19 protein-coding genes are annotated in these 20,633 nt (G+C 55.5%); 8 read left to right on the top strand and 11 right to left on the bottom strand.

Annotated features, from left to right (window positions below; translation table 11 throughout):
- Window positions 1-248 precede the first annotated feature (248 nt).
- From K0O24_RS06150 to K0O24_RS06135, 4 genes are all read left to right on the top strand, one after another.
- A complete protein-coding gene (locus K0O24_RS06150; RefSeq protein WP_219894998.1) occupies window positions 249-719 on the top strand; it encodes a nuclear transport factor 2 family protein in 471 nt (156 codons plus the stop codon).
- A 97-nt stretch (window positions 720-816) separates the two neighbouring features.
- The gene (locus K0O24_RS06145) at window positions 817-1,833 is read left to right on the top strand and encodes a zinc-dependent alcohol dehydrogenase family protein (RefSeq protein WP_219894997.1); all 1,017 of its coding nucleotides are present in this window, start codon (window positions 817-819) and stop codon (window positions 1,831-1,833) included.
- Window positions 1,834-2,150: 317 nt separating this feature from the next.
- Window positions 2,151-2,924 carry an SDR family NAD(P)-dependent oxidoreductase gene (locus K0O24_RS06140; protein ID WP_219894996.1) on the top strand — a complete coding sequence of 258 codons (774 nt, stop codon included), beginning with the start codon at window positions 2,151-2,153 and terminating at the stop codon, window positions 2,922-2,924.
- Window positions 2,925-2,972: 48 nt separating this feature from the next.
- Window positions 2,973-3,734, top strand: a complete 762-nt coding sequence (locus K0O24_RS06135; protein ID WP_219894995.1) for an SDR family NAD(P)-dependent oxidoreductase — start codon at window positions 2,973-2,975, stop codon at window positions 3,732-3,734.
- A gap of 155 nt (window positions 3,735-3,889) precedes the next feature.
- On the opposite strand, the gene K0O24_RS06130 is transcribed toward K0O24_RS06135, so the two are convergent.
- The 3 genes from K0O24_RS06130 to K0O24_RS06120 form a co-directional block, all read right to left on the bottom strand.
- Window positions 3,890-4,336 (bottom strand): transposase, encoded by a 447-nt coding sequence (locus K0O24_RS06130; protein WP_219894994.1) that lies wholly within the window; start codon window positions 4,334-4,336, stop codon window positions 3,890-3,892.
- Window positions 4,337-4,488: 152 nt separating this feature from the next.
- Complete coding sequence (locus K0O24_RS06125) at window positions 4,489-4,770, bottom strand: IS630 transposase-related protein (RefSeq protein ID WP_219894993.1); 282 nt, start codon at window positions 4,768-4,770, stop codon at window positions 4,489-4,491.
- 151 nt (window positions 4,771-4,921) lie between these two features.
- Window positions 4,922-5,602 carry a nitroreductase gene (locus tag K0O24_RS06120; protein ID WP_219894992.1) on the bottom strand — a complete coding sequence of 227 codons (681 nt, stop codon included), beginning with the start codon at window positions 5,600-5,602 and terminating at the stop codon, window positions 4,922-4,924.
- A gap of 524 nt (window positions 5,603-6,126) precedes the next feature.
- On the opposite strand from K0O24_RS06120, the gene K0O24_RS06115 reads away from it, so the two are divergent.
- From K0O24_RS06115 to K0O24_RS06100, 4 genes are read left to right on the top strand one after another with little or no spacing between them, the layout of a single operon-like run.
- Entirely contained in the window at window positions 6,127-7,740 is a 1,614-nt protein-coding gene (locus tag K0O24_RS06115) for an acyl-CoA carboxylase subunit beta (RefSeq protein WP_219894991.1), read from the top strand.
- Window positions 7,741-7,749: 9 nt separating this feature from the next.
- Window positions 7,750-8,562 (top strand): enoyl-CoA hydratase/isomerase family protein, encoded by an 813-nt coding sequence (locus K0O24_RS06110; protein ID WP_219894990.1) that lies wholly within the window; start codon window positions 7,750-7,752, stop codon window positions 8,560-8,562.
- Window positions 8,562-10,514 (top strand): acetyl/propionyl/methylcrotonyl-CoA carboxylase subunit alpha, encoded by a 1,953-nt coding sequence (locus K0O24_RS06105; RefSeq protein ID WP_219894989.1) that lies wholly within the window; start codon window positions 8,562-8,564, stop codon window positions 10,512-10,514. Before K0O24_RS06110 ends, K0O24_RS06105 begins: the two co-directional genes overlap by 1 nt.
- Window positions 10,511-12,286 (top strand): acyclic terpene utilization AtuA family protein, encoded by a 1,776-nt coding sequence (locus K0O24_RS06100; protein ID WP_219894988.1) that lies wholly within the window; start codon window positions 10,511-10,513, stop codon window positions 12,284-12,286. Before K0O24_RS06105 ends, K0O24_RS06100 begins: the two co-directional genes overlap by 4 nt.
- Window positions 12,287-12,501: 215 nt before the next feature.
- Here the strand turns inward: K0O24_RS06100 and K0O24_RS06095 are convergent, their stop codons facing one another.
- The 8 genes from K0O24_RS06095 to K0O24_RS06060 all read right to left on the bottom strand — a co-directional run bounded on the left by K0O24_RS06095 (window position 12,502) and on the right by K0O24_RS06060 (window position 20,482).
- Window positions 12,502-13,635, bottom strand: a complete 1,134-nt coding sequence (locus K0O24_RS06095) for an NADH:flavin oxidoreductase (RefSeq protein WP_219894987.1) — start codon at window positions 13,633-13,635, stop codon at window positions 12,502-12,504.
- A 155-nt stretch (window positions 13,636-13,790) separates the two neighbouring features.
- Window positions 13,791-14,147, bottom strand: coding sequence for an EthD domain-containing protein (locus tag K0O24_RS06090; RefSeq protein ID WP_219894986.1), 357 nt, complete (start codon window positions 14,145-14,147; stop codon window positions 13,791-13,793).
- 30 nt (window positions 14,148-14,177) lie between these two features.
- A complete protein-coding gene (locus K0O24_RS06085; RefSeq protein ID WP_219894985.1) occupies window positions 14,178-15,113 on the bottom strand; it encodes an NAD-dependent epimerase/dehydratase family protein in 936 nt (311 codons plus the stop codon).
- A 344-nt stretch (window positions 15,114-15,457) separates the two neighbouring features.
- Window positions 15,458-16,579, bottom strand: a complete 1,122-nt coding sequence (gene ribB / locus K0O24_RS06080) for a 3,4-dihydroxy-2-butanone-4-phosphate synthase (RefSeq protein WP_219894984.1) — start codon at window positions 16,577-16,579, stop codon at window positions 15,458-15,460.
- A gap of 332 nt (window positions 16,580-16,911) precedes the next feature.
- Complete coding sequence (locus K0O24_RS06075; RefSeq protein WP_219894983.1) at window positions 16,912-17,340, bottom strand: nuclear transport factor 2 family protein; 429 nt, start codon at window positions 17,338-17,340, stop codon at window positions 16,912-16,914.
- An 83-nt stretch (window positions 17,341-17,423) separates the two neighbouring features.
- Window positions 17,424-18,572, bottom strand: coding sequence for an acyl-CoA dehydrogenase family protein (locus tag K0O24_RS06070; protein ID WP_219894982.1), 1,149 nt, complete (start codon window positions 18,570-18,572; stop codon window positions 17,424-17,426).
- A 141-nt stretch (window positions 18,573-18,713) separates the two neighbouring features.
- Window positions 18,714-19,586, bottom strand: coding sequence for a CoA-transferase (locus tag K0O24_RS06065; protein WP_219894981.1), 873 nt, complete (start codon window positions 19,584-19,586; stop codon window positions 18,714-18,716).
- On the bottom strand, window positions 19,586-20,482 hold the full coding sequence (locus K0O24_RS06060; RefSeq protein WP_219894980.1) for a CoA transferase subunit A: 897 nt from the start codon (window positions 20,480-20,482) through the stop codon (window positions 19,586-19,588). The genes K0O24_RS06065 and K0O24_RS06060 overlap by 1 nt, the downstream gene beginning before the upstream one ends.
- Window positions 20,483-20,633: the final 151 nt, after the last annotated feature.

Genomic DNA, 20,633 nt, shown 5'->3' with positions numbered 1-20,633 from the left:
TTCCGTGCTCCGCTTCAGCCCTCAATCGCGGTTCCAGCGACCCTAGCGGCACAATGCGTGCTAGAAAAGCAAACGGTGCGACGATGACTTCCTTTCAACTCTCAATGGTGGAAGTTCCCTATAAACAAGACTGATGTCAACTTTATATTTGACCAATGGAATGATTTGGTATGATTGGCAGCAGATCGCTTCGTATTCGATTCGGCCGAGATTGGCCGAATGAAGCTTACCACTCGGAGGAATGTTTTATGGACCTCGCTGAGAAACTGGACGCTATCGAAGGCATAAAGATGGCCAAGGCACGTTACTTCCGAGGTATCGACACCAAAGATCGTGATCTGCTCCGCAGCATCTTCACCGATGACGTCGAACTGGATTGCCGAGGAGCTGCGATTGATCCTGTAACGGGCCACAATTTTGCTCCCCAGACGGACGAGATTATTCGGGGCGGCGACAATGCCGCTTACCTTGCCAGCACCTCACTTACAGGTGTCGTTTCGGTGCACCATGCCAGCGCGCCTGAAATCGAGATCACCGGCCCCAATACTGGAAGTGCCATCTGGCCAATGGTCGATCGCCTCCGATTTGGCGAAGGAGCCCCCATCAAGGAACTCATAGGCTACGGCCACTATTTTGACACTTACGAGCGTGTGGGAAGTACCTGGCGGATCAAGACCATGCGCCTCGTGCGCACAAGAATGGATGCCGTAGTTTGGTAGGCGCGAAAGACAGGGCGCTACCTTCGGCCTCTACTTGTTCTCTTCTGCCAGCTGAGGAATTCTGCCCCTCGGGCATTGGTCGAAAGGATATTTGCGAATGAAGGCATTCAGGTTTGCTGACGACTTCAAAAGTCTAAAAATGCACGAGGAGGAGCCGCCAGAGGTGGGTCCTCTGGACGTATTGATCAGGGTCTCAGCCGTATCGCTTAATTTCCGCGATCAAGCGATTCTGAAAGGAGCTTATCCCTCAACTGTAGGTAAAAACATCATTCCCGTTTCGGATGGAGTTGGTGAAGTCGTGGCAGTAGGCGACGCAGTCACACGGGCCAAGATTGGCGATCGCGTATCAGGCAGCTGCATGGAGCACTGGATCGCCGGACCGTATCTGCCCGACTACCTCTCAAGAAACATTGGCATCACCTGCAACGGCTGGCTGGCGGAATACGCATTGATACACGAAAATGCTGTTGTCCAAGTCCCAGCCTACCTCTCGGATCCAGAAGTCGCAGCATTGCCATGCGCAGCCGTTTCTGCTTGGTCAGCACTGCACGTGGGCGGTCCGCTAAGGCCTGGTCACATCGTGCTTATACAAGGAACAGGCGGGGTTGCCTTGGCCGGCCTGCAAATTGCCAAAATGTTCAATGCACGGGTCCTCGCCATCACATCAACAAATAAAAAGGCTGACATGCTGAAGGAAATGGGCGCTGAGACTGTCGTGAATTATCGAGAATATCCGGATTGGCACGAGGAAATACTCCGCCAAACCAATGGGCGCGGCGTGGACAAGGTTGTAGAGATTGCGGGCGAAGCCACCATTGTGAAGTCGGTCGCTTCTACCAGAATCGGTGGCGCGATCGGTCTGGTCGGCTTCACTAGCGGTTTTGGCGGCGGACTACCCCCAATCGATATCCTAGCCCGAACCGTCACGATCTCCGGCATTGGAATCGGTCCACGGTTGAATTTCGAGGCGCTGCTTGATGCGATGGAAATCTCGAAGCCAAGACCAGTTATAGACAGCGTCTTCCCCCTTTCGGGATACGCGGAAGCATACCGGCACCTGGAACGTAGCGCCCACATTGGGAAGATCGTGATCAACGTACGGGATCGGAGCTAGGTTCTTGGAGGAACATCCTTGGTCGCTCTCGGGTTCAGCATTTTTTTACTTGGGAATGGCTGGTTGCGGGTTTCCAAATCAAGAAGCCCCTTGGCCGGCGTGGGGCAAGGAATAAACCCTCATATAATCAGCCCCTTTAGGCGGGTTCAACCTGTCGTTCGGCTCATGGTCGAAGAGGCATTTAGATATCTGATTCTTCGAGTTTTGCCTTTACACCTAACGTTATAAAAGGGATGAACATGATGTCAGAATTGCAACTTTTCGATCTTGTCTCCGGGCTGATACCCTGATCGTCATTCCAAGCTGCCGATACCGTCATGATGTGGTTGGAGAGTGAACATATGCGTTTCGAGAACCAGACTGTTGTAATCACGGGCGCGGGACGCGGCATCGGCTTCGCCACGGCCAACAGGCTTGCCGAAGAGGGCGCCCGCGTCGCGATAATAGATATTCGGGAGGATCTTGCTAATTCGGCCGCAGTAAGATTGCGCGACGTCGGAGCGCAGGCCACTGCCTATCCCCTCGACATTTCCGACGAGAGTCAAGTCAATGATGCATTTGACGCGATCGCGTCACACATGGGCGGGATCCACGCTCTCATCAACGCGGCCGCAATCTATCCGTTTGTGCCCTTTGAAGAAATGCGCTTGGAGGATTTCAGGCGCGTGATCGGGGTTAATTTGGAAGGTACATTCCTGTGTTGTCGGGCTGCATACCGGATCATGAAGCCAAAAGCCTACGGCCGCATTGTCAACTTCTCGACCGGCTCAGTCTACGCAGGCACGCCGGAATTGAGTGCTTATGTCGCCAGCAAAGCAGGCGTCGTCGGGCTCACTCGCGCATTGGCGTCCGTGTGCGGGCCGCACGGCGTCACGGTGAACGCCGTGTCACCTGGGATCATGGCGACCGAAGGCACGATGAGCGTCGCCAATGGCAGCGAATTGCTCTCCTGGATCGAGACATTCCAAAAGATCAAGCGCCAAGGCGAAGCCGCCGACGTGGCGGAAATGATAGCCTACCTTGCGAGCCCCGGCGCGGGTTTCATCACCGGACAAACCATACCCATCGATGGGGGTGTCCACTTCCGCTGATTGGCATTCCTTTCCACAAAAGGTAGAGCGATGCGACTTCTAGGCAAATTGGCGCTTATCACCGGCGCGGGAACCGGCGTCGGCCGCTCATGCATGAAGATTTTTGCCGAAGAAGGGGCGATCGTGGTCGGCGTGGGCCGTACCCAAGCCACCCTTGACGAGAGCGTCACCAATGCCCGGACCAATGGTAGCGAAGCGTACGCCAGCGTCGCCGACATCTCGGACGAGGACGCATGCAAGCAGCTCGTCGCATCAGTCAACGCTCAACATGGCCCAATAAATATTCTCGTCCATGCCGCCGGCGTGGGTTATAGTTGGGCCGAAAATAGTCCGGGGTCTATGGAGGACGTCGCCAACACCTCGCTAGACAAGTGGCGGGAAGTAATGCGCATTAATCTGGAGGGCTATTTTTTGATGTCGCGCGCAGTTCTCCCCGGCATGAGAGGGGGCGGCGGCGGCTCGATCGTCTCTGTCGCAAGTATTGCGGGCCTCGCAGGCCTCCCCGTTGCGCATGCCTATGCGGCGTCCAAGGCGGGAGTCATCAACCTAACTCGATCCATGTGCGTCGCCTATGCCAAAGACAATATCCGGGTGAATTGCATTGCTCCCGGCTTCATCAACACGCCAATGGTGGCCTCGATCGTACGCCTCTTCGACGATCCAGTCGCGGCGGATCAGATGACCCCAATGCGTCGGCCAGGAACGCCTGACGAGGTGGCCCTTGGCTGCCTGTACTTTGCATCGGATGAATCATCCTATTGCAACGGTAGCGTGCTAACCATTGACGGCGGCTCGTCGGCGCGGAAGTGAGTCCCCAATTGTGCCGATCCGACCGATCGGGAACCTTGCGGCTATTGGCGTACATTCATCTTATGATGAGGGCAGTGTCCAAGGCAACTGCACCGGATAGCTAGCTGCCCTCCAGAGGATTGGGCGAGGCTCATGCCTCGCTCCCTGCACGCCCGCTAATGCTTTCCGGTCTTTCCAGTCATCACCTGAGGTGATCCGCCTATCGGCAACGGTGTATGCCGGCTTCCGGTTATCAATACGGAACATTGAGAATCTGCTGTTTCAGCGCGAAATCGACCTGTGCCACGGGGCAGTTCGGCCCGATGTTCGCTACGAAAATCCATCGCCAGCGGGCGAGCCCGATGCGCAGATTCTGGAACTGGAGATGGCACCTCGAATAGGTCTAGGTAAAATTCAACGGCGACCCATTGGGTAAAGCTGGCGCCATTGATCGGTTGGTCGAAGACGAACGGTGCGTCGATCCGGTCGCAGCGCAGGGCGGCGATGAAGGTTATCGTCTTCCAGTGCCCATAGGGCACCTTTGCGTGAAGCCGCCGACCTTTGGGCGCCCAACTCCGCAGCGGCGCCATGTTGGTCTTGGCCCAGGCTTCATCGACGAACACGAGGCGGGCCGGATCAGGCCGCGCCTGATACTTCTTCTACTGCTCGCGCCGCCATGCGACCTTTGGCCTAAACTGCTCGGCGGGAAGAACGCTTTTTTCGAAGCTCAAGCCTTCTGCATGAGCAAAGCGCCATACCTGCACATAATCGACCTTCACCCCCCCCGCTCGGCCTGTTCGACCACAAGCCCACGCAGGGTGAAGTCTGACTTTGTGCGGTCCAGCAGCCAGTTCCGCAGCTCGCCAACCAAAAGCCGCGGCTTGTGGCCGCCGACCTTGCCCCGAGCCGCACTGCCCGATGCCCGGTAACGCTGTGACCGGCGCACCACCGTCGCCGCGCTGATGCTAAATGCCGTAGCAACCGACCGGACGCTCTCGCCAGCCAAAATCCGCGAAATCGCGCGATCCCGCAAATCCATCGAATAGGGTCTGGTCATCGCTGCTCGCCTCCTAGCCCAGCCATCTGCTTGAATCAGAAAATCACCCGCCTGTGAATCCACTTCGATTCACTCAAATGCCATTCCGCTCTAAGGCAGCAAGGAGCCGGTGTTGCGACGACGGGGCGAATCCGCCCATTCCTCCTATGCCTCATTTGTGTCGCACAACGAATTCGTCAAGCCTTACCCGCTCGGTCACCAACCGGTTCACGGCAGCGGTAGCATCCTCGTACCCAAGCGCCATACCGGAGACGATGACATGTTCCCCTGCTATAGGCAGCACTCGCCGCACTGCAGCGCCATACTCCGCCCAAGCCTGTTGAGGGCATGTTGCCAGACCAAACGTTCGCGCCAACGTCATGACGTTGGTCATCAGATTGCCCATGTCGATCCAGGCTCCATACCCCCAGTCGCGCTCCATCGTGAAGAAGAGGCCCACCGGCGCACCGAAAAAATCGAAATTGCGCAGCAGCGCGTGCTGACGCCCTTCGTGGTTGTCGCGGCCAATGCCGTAGATCGCGAACAGGTCAAAACCAACCTTGCGCCTACGGGCGCGATATGGCTCACGAATATCGACCGGAAAATAAGGGTATTCATCGCTGTGCTCGCCCGCCTTCACAGCTGCAGCAACTTCGGCGCAAAGCCTCGCACGGGTGTCCCCAGTTATGACGTGGACATGCCACGGTTGCATGTTCTGTCCTGAAGCCGCGCGAGAAGCGCCCGCCAAGATTTGGTCAATCACGTCGTCGTTTACTGCGGTCGGAAGGAAAGCGCGCACCGAACGACGGCCCGTGACCGCGTCAAAAGCGGAAATGGTTTGGTCAGGTTTCATCTAATTCAGTCCATCCTTCAAAGCACACAGTGTCGCTGGATCGTTACTGCCGAGTATGAGATCATCATCGCTAACAGCTACAAAATCATTGGCAACTGGCCGAATCGTTCCAAGCGTTGAGCTGCGCACCTCGTTTGCATGGCGCGCCGAGACTGCGAGCCAATTGCACCTGCAGCTCACGATAATGATTGCAGTCAACCAGTGCGATCTTTTGACGCAATTGCGTGGATGCAGTCTTGCATGATCAACGTCGTTGCCATTCAACGAGAGCAAACTCGTTGACTCTCTTTTGTGAAATTGATATCACATCTTTCTATTGACGGCCTAGTTTATGAATGACAGAAGATTGGAGCAATAGCACTACTATTCAGAATTTTTGGATGCTCCGGCAATCTGGCAATGATCAGACCGAACTCGAAGTTTCGGCTTTAAATAGTGCGATAACTTGAGGCGGCGCCCAAGGCAGTAACGGGGGAGGCATCACCGAGCCTTTCTTACAGTAAGTAAAAGCGAGGGGGCCTTCGATGGTCATTTTGGAATCGAATATTGTTGTTGGTACCGAGCAGTATATTGCGAATAGGGAAGGTCACCTTGCACTGATTGATGAGTTCCGCGCTCTGGAGCGGAAGGTTGTTGAAACTTCTGCTCGAATGGAGCCGCGCTTTCGCGAGAGGGGGCAGCTTCTTCCAAGGGAGAGGATTAGTCGGGTTATCGACAGAGGCTCGACGTTTCTGGAACTATGCTCACTCGCCGGCCTGGGGATGCACGAGGATGACGGCCATTCCCACGTATTCGGAGGCGGCCTGATTGCAGGCATCGGGCATATTGCTGGTATTCGGTGCATGATCCAGGCCAGCGATTCCGGTATTCGGGGTGGCGCAAATCATCCGATGGGCACGCAGAAGCTTCTCCGAATCCAGCAGATCGCGCTCGAGAACAAATTGCCCTTGCTCCAGATGGTCGAGAGCGCAGGCGCCAATCTGCTCCTGCAGTCCGAGCTGTTCGTGCCGGGTGGCGCCGTATTCGGCAACATGGCGCGACTGTCCGCAGCAGGCTTGCCAGTCGTATCGCTGGTCCATGGATCGTCCACGGCCGGGGGTGCCTATCAGGCGGGTCTTGCCGACTACATAATTATGGTTCGAAACCGCTCAAAGGTATTTCTGGCCGGCCCTCCCTTGTTACGTGCCGCCACAGGCGAGATCGCCGATGACGAGAGCTTGGGCGGAGCAGAGATGCACACGGCGATTACAGGCTTGGGTGAATATCTGGCTGAGGACGATGTCGACGCGATTCGTATCACGCGGGAACTTTTCAACCATTTCCCTGCAGCGCCCTACCCATCGGCAGCGCCACCGATAAAACCTCCGCGCTACGATGCCGAAGAATTGTTGGGCGTGGTCCCCATAGATTATCGAAAGCCTTATGACGTTCGCGAGGTCATCGCCCGGATTGTCGATGACTCTGCATTTCTAGAGTTCAAGGCCGACTGGGGCAGCTATACTGTCTGCGGCCAAGCGGACATCGAGGGAAAAAAGGTCGGCATCATTGGAAACAACGGCCCAATTGACGCGGCCGGCGCGGCCAAAGCCACCCATTTCATCCAGTTCTGTTGCCAACTTGGGACGCCGCTGCTGTTCCTGCAGAACACTACCGGCTTTATAGTCGGGGTAGAAGCCGAGCGGGCAGGAATCGTGAAACACGGGTCCAAGCTCATCCAAGCCGTGACCAATGCCGCAGTTCCAAAGATAACCATCCAGATAGGCGCGTCCTTCGGTGCCGGGTATTATGCAATGTGTGGCCGAGGTTTCGGTCCGCGTTTTATCTTTTCCTGGCCCAATAACCGCTTGTCCGTCATGGGTGGCGAGCAAGCTGCGAAGGTGTTGACCATCGTCGGAGAAGCAAGCGCTCGCCGGAAAGGACTTGAGCCGGACTTTGCGGCTCTCGACGCGCAGTCCCAAGAAGTCATTTCGACATACGAGGATCAGGGCCGGGCCCTATTCGCGACGGCGCGAATTTGGAATGATGGCATTATCGATCCTCGTGACACTCGTTCAGTCGTCAGCTTCTGCCTCGAAACCTGTATCGAGGGGGATCGCAAGATCCCTAATCCGAATAGCTTCGGCGTCGCCCGCATCTAAGGAATTGATATGACGACTCTCCCGCAGACTCGATCGCTGAAGCTCCGCCGCGACGACTGGCGGCTTTTCGTTACAATCGACGACCCCGCGACACGCAACGCCATGACCAGTGTCCTCGTCGATGACCTCGAGGTGACCCTGACCGCGGTCGAGAACGACAGATCAGTGCGTGCACTGATAGTCCAAGGAGCCAATGGCCTCTTCTGCGCCGGAGCCGATCTCAAGACAGTAGGAATGGGAGACGGCATGGAAGGACGCGAGCGGTCCACTTGGAAAGCGAACCGTCGCGGTGGCGAGCTTTTCAGGCGGGTTGCAGAAGTTCCAGCGACAACAATTGCCGTCGTTGACGGACCGGCGTTTGGAGGAGGTTTCGGCCTTGCCTGCTGTTCGGACATAGTCATTGGCACAGAAAATGCGCGCTTTTCGCTTTCGGAGACGACATTGGGCCTGATTCCGGCTCAGATAGGTCCTTATGTTGTCGCTCGCCTGGGCCTGCGGATAGCAAAACGCCTTGCCCTTACTGCAGCGAGATTAGGCGGTCAGGACGCAGCAGAAATTGGCTTGGTCGATTATTTCGTGCCAACAATTCAAGAAACCGCGCCGCTACTCGAAGAAATCTTCGAAGGTATCCGACGCTGTGCGCCCCATGCGAACGCATCGACAAAGGCCTTGTTGCTGCAGGCAATGTCTCTGGACAGGAAGGCCTTTGCAGACATTGCGGCCGACGCCTTTGCCGCAAGTCTCGACAGCGAGGAAGGGCAGGAAGGCGTCAAGGCCTTCGCCGAGAAGCGCCGTCCATACTGGGCAGAGGACTCAATTTGATGTTTCGGCCATTCAGAAAAGTACTGGTAGCCAATCGTGGCGAGATTGCCTGTCGTGTTCTCAAGACGGCAAGAGCAAAAGGATTTTCGACCGTTGCAGTAGTGAGCGAGGTAGACGTTGACGCCCGCCATGCAACGCTGGCTGACGAAGTGGTCGTGATCGGTCCTGCGCCGGTAGGTCAGTCGTATCTCGATGCAAAAAGGATCATTGACGCAGCAGAAAGAACCGGGGCAGATGCTATTCATCCCGGATATGGCTTCCTTTCCGAAAGGGCGGAATTTGCCGAAGCATGCGTAAACGCTGGACTGGTCTTCATTGGGCCTGCCGCCGCTTCTATCCGCGCCATGGGAGACAAGTCCGAGTCCAAGCGCCGCATGATAGCCGCCGGCGTGCCATGCATTCCCGGCTATGAGGGTGAAGATGAGAGCGATGCTCGGCTTACCCAGGCAGCAAATGAGGTCGGCTATCCAATCATGGTGAAGGCCTCGGCCGGGGGCGGCGGGCGCGGCATTCGCCTTGTAAACGGCCCGGAAGATCTTGCGGCTGCGATCGTATCCGCGCGATCGGAAGCAAAGAATGCGTTTGGCGACGACCGCCTCCTTCTTGAACGTGCGGTTGTGGAGCCCCGACACATCGAAATTCAGGTCTTTGGTGACACGCATGGAAATGTGGTCCACTTGGGCGAGCGGGATTGCTCAGTTCAGCGACGCCATCAAAAGGTGGTCGAAGAGGCACCGTCGCCCGCGGTCGATCCAGCGCTCCGAGAACGCATGGGATCCGCAGCCGTTCAAGCCGCCCGGGCAATCGACTATGTCGGAGCTGGCACAGTCGAGTTCCTGCTCGACCAGGACGGGAATTTCTACTTCCTGGAAATGAACACGCGGCTTCAGGTTGAACATCCCGTCACGGAAATCGTGACTGGCCTGGATCTTGTCGCCCTGCAGTTCGACGTCGCTGCCGGAAGGGCCCTCCCCATCAGCCAGAAAGACGTCAAGCTCCAGGGCCACGCAATCGAAGTGCGGCTTTATGCAGAAGACGCAGACCGCGACTTCATGCCCCAAACGGGCAAACTTGGCAGCTGGCGCCCCTCAGATGGAGTGGGGGTCCGGACCGACCATGGGCTTCTGGCCGGAGCAACAATCACTCAATATTACGATTCGATGATTGCAAAGGTGATCTCAGGAGGCACTGACCGGGAAGAAGCAAGGCGGAGGCTCGTTCGGGGACTCAGAGAAACGCGAGCGTTGGGTGTCGTCACCAACAAGTCTTTCCTGATGCGCATCCTCGAAGATGAGGAGTTCAAACAAGGTGCTGCAACAACTGGATTTATCCAGCGGCGTTTCGGAGAGCAAACTTCAGCAACCCATCCCAGTCCGGAAGTCATTGGACTGGCAGCAATCCTCGCTGTTCGAACCTCTCGCGGGGAATGGCAACCCAGTGCCTGGGTAAATCATCCCGTGCGTCTTGAGTGTAAAGGCGAGCGACTGGACTTGAAAGTGGCCAAGCGCGGTCGCGAATGGCAGGTGAACAGCGATAGCGGGTCGATCCTTATTACTCTGGATGAACCTGAAACAGGAATTGCGACCTGGAGCAGCAACAAGGTTCTGAAAGAGGCTCCGTTCTACATTGATCAGGACGGGATATGGATAGATGCCGGCGATGAGATCTGGGTGTTCCGCGACATAACCTACGCCCCTCCCGAGACCAACTCGGCCTCTTCAGGCGGGGACCTTCACGCTCCGATGGTCGGTACTGTAGCCGCCATACACGTAAAGCCCGGTGACCGCGTCGTCCGCGGCGCAGTGATCATGGTGATTGAAGCCATGAAAATGGAGCATAGTGTTTTGGCCAAAATCGACGGGGTGGTTCGGGCTATCAGCTGCTCCGTCGGGACACAGGTCTCCAACAAGGCCCTTCTGGCATCCATCGAGCCGGAAAATGACGTGATATGACTCGCAAGGCGATCAAGATCGGCGGCGCATCGGGCTTCTGGGGAGACTCTGGCATCGCCCTTCCCCAGCTCTTGCGGGCACCTGAACTCGACTATGTTGTTTTCGACTATCTTGCGGAAATCACAATGTCGATCATGGCGCGCGCCCGGAGCAAGAATGCGATTGCGGGCTATGCTACGGATTTTGTCTCGACTCTGGTACGCCATCTCCCGGCGATTGCCGAACGCAAGATCAAGATTATCTCGAATGCTGGCGGCGTGAATCCCGAGTCTTGCGCGCAGGCAATTCGTGGCGCAATCGAAAGTCAGGGCCTGCAATTGAAAGTTGCGGTTGTTCATGGCGACGACATCATGCCGCAACTTGAGGACCTGCGAAGCGAAGGCACTTGTGACATGTTTACGAGCGAGCCTCTGCCCGAGAACATCCAAAGTGCAAATGTGTATCTTGGCGCGTTCCCGATAGCGTTTGCGCTTGATCGTGGAGCGGACATCGTAATCACTGGACGGTGCGTCGACAGTGCAGTCACGCTTGGCGCATGCATACACGAGTTTGGATGGACCGAGCGCAATTTGAATGAGCTCGCCGGGGGCTCGCTTGCAGGACACATCTTGGAGTGTGGGGCACAGGCGAGTGGCGGAATTCATACGGATTGGGAATTGACGGGAGACTGGTCGAACATCGGGTATCCGATCGCCTCAATCTACCCCGATGGATCGTTTGACGTTGAAAAGGCTCCCGATACAGGGGGGCTAGTGTCGTTTGGCACAGTTGCCGAACAGCTTCTCTATGAGATCGGCGATCCGGCGGCCTATATTCTTCCGGATGTCGTTTGCGACTTTACGCAAGTCCAGATCGAAGAAATCGGACCCAATTGTGTGCACGTAGGCCATGCGCTCGGGAAGGCCCCAACAGAATGTTACAAGGCGAGCATCACATATAGTGACGGCTTCAGGGTCGGGATGTACCTGACTGTCATCGGGATCGATGCCGCACGGAAGGCACGCAAACTGGGTGAGTCTGTACTCAAACGGTGCGAAAGGCTTCTCAGAGATGACGGAAAGAATGGCTATTCCGAGACTTCGCTTGAAATAATAGGTTCTGAAGCAGCGTATGGACCGCACTCTCGCGCGACCCATGCTCGTGAAGTGATAATGAAGCTTGCGGCCAAACACCACGATGCCGCCGCACTCGAACTCTTGGTAAAGGAGGCTACGTCCTCCGGCACGTCGATGGCGCCCGGCATTACAAATCTTGGGGGAAACCGGCCGCGCGTCATGCCGCTGGTCCGACTGTTCAGCTGCCTTGTTCCCAAGTCGAAGGTTCGACAGGCCGTTGATTTTGAAGGCACAGAGACATGCGTGCCAATTTCACTTGCGCTCGACAAATCAGCCGTCGCGCCCATCCGTTGCAAGCCAGTCGAGGCCGCGTCAATTGACGCTGCCACACACATCGTTCCCCTTGTGCAGCTCGCTTGGGCGCGAAGTGGAGACAAGGGCAATTCGGTCAATATCGGTGTGATTGCAAGGAAGCCCGAATACCTCCCTTACATAAAGGCCGCTCTGACCGAAACTGCGGTATCGGACTATTTCGCATACAATACCAAAGGCACAGTGCGTCGGTTTGATGTGCCTGGAATCAATGCCCTGAACTTCCTCCTGAACGAGGCTTTGGACGGTGGCGGCATCGCTTCGTTGCGGAATGACCCTCAGGGCAAGGGACACGCACAGATACTGCTCGACTATCCCATTAGGGTTCCGGAAAAATTCCTATAGTCGCCATGTCGCGGCGCGACTTTTGTGGTCAAACCGCACCCGAAGAGTATTTGCCGTAGGATACTAAAAAATGTACAATAAAAACTACTAGCCTGAACCCAGCCCCACTTTATACAACCCTGTCGATCACTTGATTGTTGCCCGTGCAAGGCGATGACTGTTTACAGGTTCGTATAAGATGAACGGAACCGAGATTGGTCTGCTTTCTCTTGTATCTATTCCAAGCCTCCAAGCATTTCGAGCGAAAATATCTTCAGTTCGCTATCAGCATGCCTGTGGACTTTTTCTGCCCATTCCGAATCTGCGATTAAAGCGCGCCCGATTGCAACCAAGTCAAAATCGCCACGGGCCAGGAGCTCGCACAGTTTGCCGATGTTCGAGGAGCTAACATTGCGTTCCCCGGCGAAGGTCTCAAGCATATCCTGCTGCAAAGTTACCGAGCCGACCGTAATTGACGGCTTTCCAGAAAGCTTCTTGACCCAACCCGCCACGTTCATGTCGGTGCCGAACTCGCCCTCCCAGAACCGCCTTTGTGAACAATGAAAGATGTCGACGCCTGCATCGGCCAGCGGCCCGACAAATGATCCGAGTTCTTCGGGCGTCTCGGCCAATCTTGCAGCATAATCCTGCTGCTTCCACTGCGAAATGCGCATTACGATCGGGAATTCCGGCCCAGTGCGGCGACGCATTTCACGAACGATATCGAGTGCAATACGTGCCCGCTCGACAAGCGTTGCCCCTCCATATTTATCGTCGCGCAAATTGGTCGCGCTCCAGAAGAACTGGTCCAGCAAATAACCATGGGCGGCATGGATTTCCACCCCGTCAAAGCCAAGGTGTTGCGCGGATTCTGCAGCAACGACATAGGCTTCACTTACCTCATCGATATCCTTTTGTGTGGCCGGGACATCAAGCATCTCGACCGGCGTGCCCAATTCTCCAATCATACCCGATGGACCAATTTGCCGGGTTTTTGGGGCTCCCTCGGGAGCGTTGGGAGATCCAGCGCTCCCGAACTGCCCTACATGCCACAATTGCGGCATTATTTTCGATCCCGCAGCGTGCACAGCGTCAGCTACACGCTTCCATCCAGCAAGCGCCTCATCGCCGAAAAAATCTGGCACGTTGGGATTATTGGAGCTGCTCCAATGAGGAATCCACGTTCCTTCCGTTATGATGAGTCCCACCCCGCCTTCGGCACGCCGACGATAATAATCGATCACATTCTGGCCGGGAATTCCGTTCGGTGAAAACCCGCGGGTCATTGGCGCCATCACGATGCGATTTGATAGCTCAAGCTTGCCGATGTTAACGGGCTCAAACAGAATGGATCTCGTGTCATTGTTCATGTCAAATCTTCTCGATTAGCCTGCTAAGGTGGCAAGGATCGGTGCGCGATCCCCGCCAACAGAACTTCAACGTCCACGGCGACGCAGCATCTGCCTTGAACACTTTGTCATTCCCATGTGCTACGAAGGAACTGTGATGGAGAAATAGCTGCACGCTATATTGCGGATTCGCATTCATCGACCACGATCATGATTGTGTGGTCATGATTAGCAAACAGCTTGTCTTCGTCCTCAAGGAACAGTTTCTGAATTTCCGGCTCGGCAATGCGGCCGAAGTCCTTTTCGTAATCCTCGCGCGTCTCGAACCAAATTTCAGTCAATGCATCGAAGTCCTGAGCCGAGACTTCGCCGGTAAGCGGCTTGACAACTGGTTCAACGTATCGCCGAACATACTTCTTAGCATTAGGAATATATTCCAAAGAGAACACCGCATGGCCATTTTCGTACTGACGCTTGAATTGCTCGGCCGTCATGTCGGGGCGCTTTTTGAGAAACGCAAGAACCTTAATCATTTCATACTCTCCTTTAAAGGGTCATAAAATTCATGCTGACATCGCGCGTTGGGCGGTGCTTCTCCTCTGCAGGTAACATTGCACAGCTTCAGCGGCTCCATTGACGACATCATTGCGTGCATAGCCAAGTAGTGACGCATCCTTCGGGTCGGGTTCGAAGCTGATGAAATTGCCGCGCCCTTGGAAGATAAGCCAGTCAGGAAAAATGGGATGCGCCTCATCACGCGATTCCAGGTGGATTGGCTTGCCGGCAGCCTTGAAGAATAGGCTTAGATAATCAGCGAAGCTTAGATTTTGGTCGCCAACCAGATAGGCTTTGCCCGGTTCACCTCGCATGAGCGCGCCTTCGATCGCCTGGCTCAGCGAATTGTAGCTCATGAAATTGGTCCCACCAGACGGCCCAAACATTGGACCGTCCAGATCACCGATCGCCCAGGCGGCATTAGGATCCATCAGTTGGCTAGGCAGGCCAGGAACGCCACCAACCATAAAAGGTGGATTGATGCTAATGACATCAAATCCTGGTCGACCCTCAGCCCGGCCAAGCTCGCAGGCAAGGCGGCGCGATTGGACGTAATAATTGCCCGCTTCAAGTTCGGGTGCAGCCTGAGGATAGAAGCTCCCAATCTGGACTACTCGCTTTATCCCGGCGTCTCGCGCTCCGCGCATAACGGCAGGCTGTGCCTCCAGAGCGGCCCGTCGCAAATGCTCGTCCATATCCGCCGTGGCCGGTACGTGGCGGCCATCATTGCCGGCCACGAACACAAGGGCATCAAATCCCTTCAGTCGATCCGACGAGTAATCGCCGTTCATGTAATCGCCTTGCACGAAGGGCATCTTTGCCATCGGCGTTGCTTCAGGTGGCGGATTGCGCGAGCCGATTGAGATCTCATGGCCGTTGTTACGGAGGTGTATTGCTGCGTGTCCGCCAAGTCCTCCAGTGCCTCCGATAACGAGAATTTTCATTGAAACATCCATTCGCTCAACTTGGCCGCGAGTCGCGCACGCTATAAAACGCCCTAATGCTCCGAAACTACACAGCCATGCCAAACCGTCAACACAAACTTGATATCACTTCTATTTTTAATGCTCAATCACTCGGAATCGCGAACTCCTCAATACAGCGGCGCAGCGAACTCCGCATTCTGCACAACTGTCGCTCTGGCTGCGCGGCACCGGCTCCCGCGCATATAGCGTCAAAAATCACGGATTTGTTGTGGCGCGCGCCAGCACGGTGTTTACGAACGTTGCCCGCCGCTCAGCTTGGCTTCGCCTTTTCCTCGGCCTCCGAACGAGCGACATACTACTCCTCACTGCAATCCAGTGCTCGCCTCCTGGAACGGGCGCTCTCCCACAACGTTGAGGCCAAAGGCTTCTACACCAACGATAGCCCGGTGCGGTGAGTTGGTAAGAAGAATCATGTCGTGGACACCGAGGTCGGCTAGAATTTGCGCACCGATGCCGTAGGTCCGCAGATCCATGTCGCGATCCCTTGACGATGGGACATCTGACGCCGTTTCAGACTCGGGCACCAGCAAAAGGACAACACCCTTGCCCTCTTTGCCAACTTCCATCATTGAGCGCTGAAGCAGACGCTTGCGAGGCCCAGGTTGTCCGAGCATATCCGAGAATATCGACGCGACATGTACCCGCACGAGCAGTGGAGACGCTGAGTCAATCTTGCCCTTCACAAGCGCATAGTTGCGGCTGTTGTCGACAATGCTGCGATAGGTGAGCATTCGCCAATCACCACCATATTCGGAAACGAACGCTTCGTCGGCCGTACACTCGACCAAATTATCGAACCTGCGGCGATACGCGATTAGGTCCCGAATGTTGCCAATCTTCATTTCGTGAAGCTCCGCCAATCGGCTAATGTCAGCGAGGCATGCCATCTTGCCATCAAGATCGAGTATCGGGCAGATCACACCGCTGGGATTCAATCCAGCCAAACGCGCAATATCGACAGCCGCTTCGGTGTGGCCGGCCCGCACGAGCACACCTCCGTCTCGCGCCATCAGCGGGAAAACATGGCCTGGGGAAACAATGCTGTTGGGAGTATTGGCGGCATCAATTGCCACGGAAATTGTTCGTGCCCGATCAGCGGCGGATATGCCGGTGCTGACTCCTTCTCTAGCCTCGATCGAAACGGTAAATGCAGTTCCGGATGGCGAAATGCTTCGGCGTGACATCAACGGCAGGCCCAACTGCTCTACCCGTTGCTTCGTTAGCGCAAGGCAGATCAGCCCTCGACCGTGCTTGGCCATGAAGTTAACTGCTGCGGGTGTCGCCATTTGCGCGGGGACAACGAGATCGGCTTTGCTCTGTGAGTGCTCGTCATCGACCAGAATGAACATCCTGCCGTTTCGAGCCTCATTGAGAATCTCTTCGACCGATGAGCGCCCATAAGGCTCTGATTTTGAGAACGCCATGGTTGAATCCGATCTTGCAGATGAATCTCAGTAACATAAGTTGACGTCACTTTATCATAATGGACTGCGCTTTCAACGGTGAATTGAGCGCCACAGCCATCCACACCCGCTGTTAGTCCTGGTCAATAGGCGCTGCTCTGCAATGATGTGTCCAACATATTGTGCCGATACACAGGGTTGCTTCCGAGCGGTTCAGCCCGGTCGCCGTATCGGAAATTCAATTCATTTTTCGCCGTATTGGTGCAAGCAACGTCTACGTTTGCGGCGCCCTTCGCGTGGCAGGGCGAGACGCCACTTCTCGAACGGCCGGGTCAATAAGACCGCAAGCCGCTCTATCGTTCGAAGCAGGATCTGCAACGCGCCGTATCGAAATAGAAAGGCCGAAATTCTATGAGTTGTCCGTCCCGAAAACGTAGGACCTCGACTATCGGCATAGCGAATGCCTCTCCTGAAGCCTTCCCCTTGCCCATGACGTGCATATGGACATAGACGAGATTACCTGATGCAGCGACATCTTCCACAAAACCCCCGAAGTCCTCCCAGGTAGCTACTGCATTCTCGATTCCCTTGCGGATCGCGTCCGGACCTCTGTAGTTTCCTCCATATGGCAGCCCGTCCGGCTCGATCATCACGGCATCAGGATGAAAGCAAAGATGGGCCATGAAACCATCCATATCGCCCCTACTAAAGGCACTGTATGCGAGCTGGACTTTTTCCTTTAATGACGGAGCTTCGGTAACGCCTTCGACCCGCTTATTCATCGTATCCTCCTGCCGTCCAACCAGATCAAATGATTGAAATTGCTTGGCAATGCGGCACCTCTGCTTGTGAGAGTGCTATCCGCCTAGACCGCCTTGGTTGCTTGCCTCGCAAGAACTCGCAGCATTACTTCGTCGGCCCCACCTCCTATTGAGGAAAGCCGGAAATCGCGATAGGCTCGTGCTACCGGGGAATCCCACATATAGCCTTGACCTCCCCAATACTGGAGGCAAGTGTCGGCAACACGGCGCACCAAGCGGCCAAACTTGACCTTCACCATCGTGGCGAGCCGTGTGACGTCTTCGCCTTCGATGTAGGCCTCTGTGGCCCGGTAAACCAGTGACCGGAGCGCCTCCACCTCGACTTCCAACTCAACAAGTGAAAAAGAGATTGACTGATTTTCCAAAAGGGGTTCTCCAAAAACGGATCTGCCAGCCGTGTATTCGCGTGTGAGTCTGATGATCCGCTCCATCGCGCGAAGGACGCTTGCCCCTCCCCATAGGCGCTCTTCCTGAAACTGATCCATCTGATAGATAAAGCCTTTCCCCTCATCGCCTATACGGTTTGCTTGGGGAACCCGAACATCGTCAAAAAACACCTGCGTTGTATCCGAAGAATGCTGTCCCAGCTTGTGGAACCTCGGGGCGACAGAAACACCAGGCGTATCCATCGGCACACAGATGAGAGACTTGTTCTTGTATATCGAACCTTCGCTATCGGTAATGGCCAATAAGCAGATCCAATCTGCCTGCGTCCCGTTGGTCGTCCACATTTTGGTACCGTTGATGATGTAATCACCACCGTCCTTTCGCGCTGTCGTCTTGATAGCCGCCACGTCAGACCCTGCTTGCGGCTCTGAGACGCCAAGGCAGGCCACATAGTCACCGGAAATGGAGGGGGCCAAAAAATTTTCGCGAACCGAGTCATCACCATACTTGGCAAGCGCTGGTGTTGCCATATCTGTCTGGACCCCGATGGCCATCGGCACGCCGCCGCAGGTAATGTCACCCAGCGCTTCCGCCATGGCAACGCCAAAGCTGTAGTCAAGACCGGCCCCACCAAATTTCTCGGGCTTGGTAATGCCCAAGAACCCGGAATCCCCCATCTTCTTGAACAGCTCCTTGGCAGGGAAAATTCCATCGGCTTCCCACTGATCAACATATGGGTTGATCTCGCGTTCGATGAACTTACGCAGGGAGTCCTGCAGTGCCTGATGCTCGCTTTTATAAAACATTTGCCAATCCACCTGAGGAATCTGATAAAATTAGGCCCGATTGGGCTAAGCCACCGAAGATAATCCGAAGGCTGTCCACAAAAATCCGGACCACTCAATTCACCGCCACCTAGAACTACTTCACGCCAACGGGCAAAGTGTTCAGTAAGAGACCAATGTGCGCTTGGACTTCCGGATGTAGTCCCTGGCCTGCTCCCATTCGAACTCTATGATCTGGCGCAGATAATCGCGCCTCTCCTCGCCGCCCAGAATGCCGAGTTTTGCTGTTCCACGAGGATCAATGCGCGTCCGCAACAAGTCGAGGTGTATCGGATCAGGATCAGGCGTGACGACAGTCTCGGCCGTGTCCAATTCGAAGCCAGTCTGGGCAACAACTTCATCAACTGTCACCCCCGGATGCACGCTTACCAGACGGAAAGGGCGCTTCTCATCTTCCTTTTCAAGGACAGCGAGGTTGGTGACTACCTTGTACGGACCCACTGCTAGGCCGTGTTTGCGGCGCTCTTCGGGGCTGATCTTCCAGCGATTGCCGGAAACAAAATCGACCTTCGGGACCAATGTCCTTGTGGAATGGTTCCCGATATAGAAGATCATTCGCTCGTACGTCTGTGCGACATCCGACGCACCCGCCTGACCTGGAAGATATATCTTGGGATGATCCGGATCGCCAATGAGCGACGTATTGAACGCACCAGTGCCATCCAGCTGGGCGGGTGATATGCATTCAACCATGCCGCGGCAGTCGAGATGAATGCTGTTGACTTCGTTAAGTGCATCCATGCGCGCCGTCGAGCACTTGTAAGCCGCCGCCTCGGCACCGAAATAGCTCATCTCCACTGCCGACATGTCGATCGCATTATAGCCGATCAACGTCACGTCCTTTGCATGAGTAAGCTTAGCCAGCATGTAGGAACAGTAGGCGAGCGGCGTGAACGAGCCGAACACGACCCCACCGTGGTTGTGCACCTCATTCGCAATAAGGCATACCATCAGTTCGTGGGTTTCAACTTTCATTACGCGACCTCCGTCACAGAGCGGCCGAGATCGACCAAGGTGCGCAAAATTTGCGCTTTCTCAGAATTCACAACCCGGGCGCGATACTCTTCCTCTGTCTCCCCGCGCAGTTGCGCAACAAAGGCTGGAAGCCGCGGATCGCCGGGAATGATTTCCGAGTAATCCCAAATATTGAACGCATCCATCGCATAGTGCGGAACGTGCGAACACGGGTGTGCGCCAAATGGCACCTCGATGACCGCCTCGACATAATATCCGGGAAGATTTGTCGCTGCTGCGGTCTGCACAATTTCCTCGCGATCAACAATCTTCTCGCAGGTTATGATGACGCGTTTGGCTGCCTTGCCCATGACAATGTCTGGTGCAATCGTGCCGAGCCATTGTGCGTTGCCCTCTTCATCGCAACGAGTCACGTGAAGGAGTGCGACATCCGGCTCGATTGCGCGAACCGAAATCATGTCCTTGTCAGTGAAAGGACATTTGACACGCATAAGACCTGGATCACGATCGATCAGGTCCGAACCGAAAGGTCCAAGATAAGGAAGTGACGGCATGCCCCGGCCAGTTGCATCAAGCCCAATGAGCATCGCGAGACCGGGCATCTCATGAGCCTTGACGCGCCCGCTCTCAAGAGCCCTGCGCAGATGGTTTGCAAAACCGAAGGCCTCGAGGGATACCATGGCGTAGGACACCTCAGCTACGCAGTCCGCAGCGACCAAGAGATCAACGTCGATCGAACCGATGTTGGAAATCAGCCGAAGCCCCTTCCTCCCGGCTCGAATCAACTGCCGTGCCGCAGCCATCGGGTGATTTGCAAACCACCCTCCACCCAAGGCAACACTGTCCCCGTCGTTTACCAGATCATCTATCGCACTTAGCGGTACTATTTTGTTCATTGCCTATTTACGCCCCATAAAATGGCTCGGTGCGATTTCCGAGACTCGATTGCTGCCCGGGCAGCCCCCCAATTCTGAAAGCACGCCGTTACCTTTGCAGTTATGCCATGCGTGAATATGACGTCAACATCAATTTTTGGAATTCATCGCG

It is taken from the genome of Aquisediminimonas profunda (assembly GCF_019443285.1).
GTDB classification, from domain to species: Bacteria; Pseudomonadota; Alphaproteobacteria; order Sphingomonadales; family Sphingomonadaceae; genus Aquisediminimonas; species Aquisediminimonas profunda.
Note: the sequence above shows the minus strand (reverse complement) of the source record. Positions and strands in the feature narration are given on the sequence as shown.

Excerpts from the sequence above, each read along its gene's own strand:
- K0O24_RS06100 (WP_219894988.1), top strand. The coding sequence starts at position 10,511 with ATGACTCGCAAGGCGATCAAGATCGGCGGCGCATCGGGCTTCTGGGGA.
- K0O24_RS06060 (WP_219894980.1), bottom strand. The coding sequence starts at position 20,482 with ATGAACAAAATAGTACCGCTAAGTGCGATAGATGATCTGGTAAACGAC.
- K0O24_RS06140 (WP_219894996.1), top strand. The coding sequence starts at position 2,151 with ATGATGTGGTTGGAGAGTGAACATATGCGTTTCGAGAACCAGACTGTT.
- K0O24_RS06085 (WP_219894985.1), bottom strand. The coding sequence starts at position 15,113 with ATGAAAATTCTCGTTATCGGAGGCACTGGAGGACTTGGCGGACACGCA.
- ribB (WP_219894984.1), bottom strand. The coding sequence starts at position 16,579 with ATGGCGTTCTCAAAATCAGAGCCTTATGGGCGCTCATCGGTCGAAGAG.
- K0O24_RS06115 (WP_219894991.1), top strand. The coding sequence starts at position 6,127 with ATGGTCATTTTGGAATCGAATATTGTTGTTGGTACCGAGCAGTATATT.
- K0O24_RS06110 (WP_219894990.1), top strand. The coding sequence starts at position 7,750 with ATGACGACTCTCCCGCAGACTCGATCGCTGAAGCTCCGCCGCGACGAC.
- K0O24_RS06095 (WP_219894987.1), bottom strand. The coding sequence starts at position 13,635 with ATGAACAATGACACGAGATCCATTCTGTTTGAGCCCGTTAACATCGGC.
- K0O24_RS06090 (WP_219894986.1), bottom strand. The coding sequence starts at position 14,147 with ATGATTAAGGTTCTTGCGTTTCTCAAAAAGCGCCCCGACATGACGGCC.
- K0O24_RS06145 (WP_219894997.1), top strand. The coding sequence starts at position 817 with ATGAAGGCATTCAGGTTTGCTGACGACTTCAAAAGTCTAAAAATGCAC.
- K0O24_RS06120 (WP_219894992.1), bottom strand. The coding sequence starts at position 5,602 with ATGAAACCTGACCAAACCATTTCCGCTTTTGACGCGGTCACGGGCCGT.
- K0O24_RS06070 (WP_219894982.1), bottom strand. The coding sequence starts at position 18,572 with ATGTTTTATAAAAGCGAGCATCAGGCACTGCAGGACTCCCTGCGTAAG.
- K0O24_RS06125 (WP_219894993.1), bottom strand. The coding sequence starts at position 4,770 with ATGACCAGACCCTATTCGATGGATTTGCGGGATCGCGCGATTTCGCGG.
- K0O24_RS06150 (WP_219894998.1), top strand. The coding sequence starts at position 249 with ATGGACCTCGCTGAGAAACTGGACGCTATCGAAGGCATAAAGATGGCC.
- K0O24_RS06105 (WP_219894989.1), top strand. The coding sequence starts at position 8,562 with ATGTTTCGGCCATTCAGAAAAGTACTGGTAGCCAATCGTGGCGAGATT.
- K0O24_RS06075 (WP_219894983.1), bottom strand. The coding sequence starts at position 17,340 with ATGAATAAGCGGGTCGAAGGCGTTACCGAAGCTCCGTCATTAAAGGAA.
- K0O24_RS06065 (WP_219894981.1), bottom strand. The coding sequence starts at position 19,586 with ATGAAAGTTGAAACCCACGAACTGATGGTATGCCTTATTGCGAATGAG.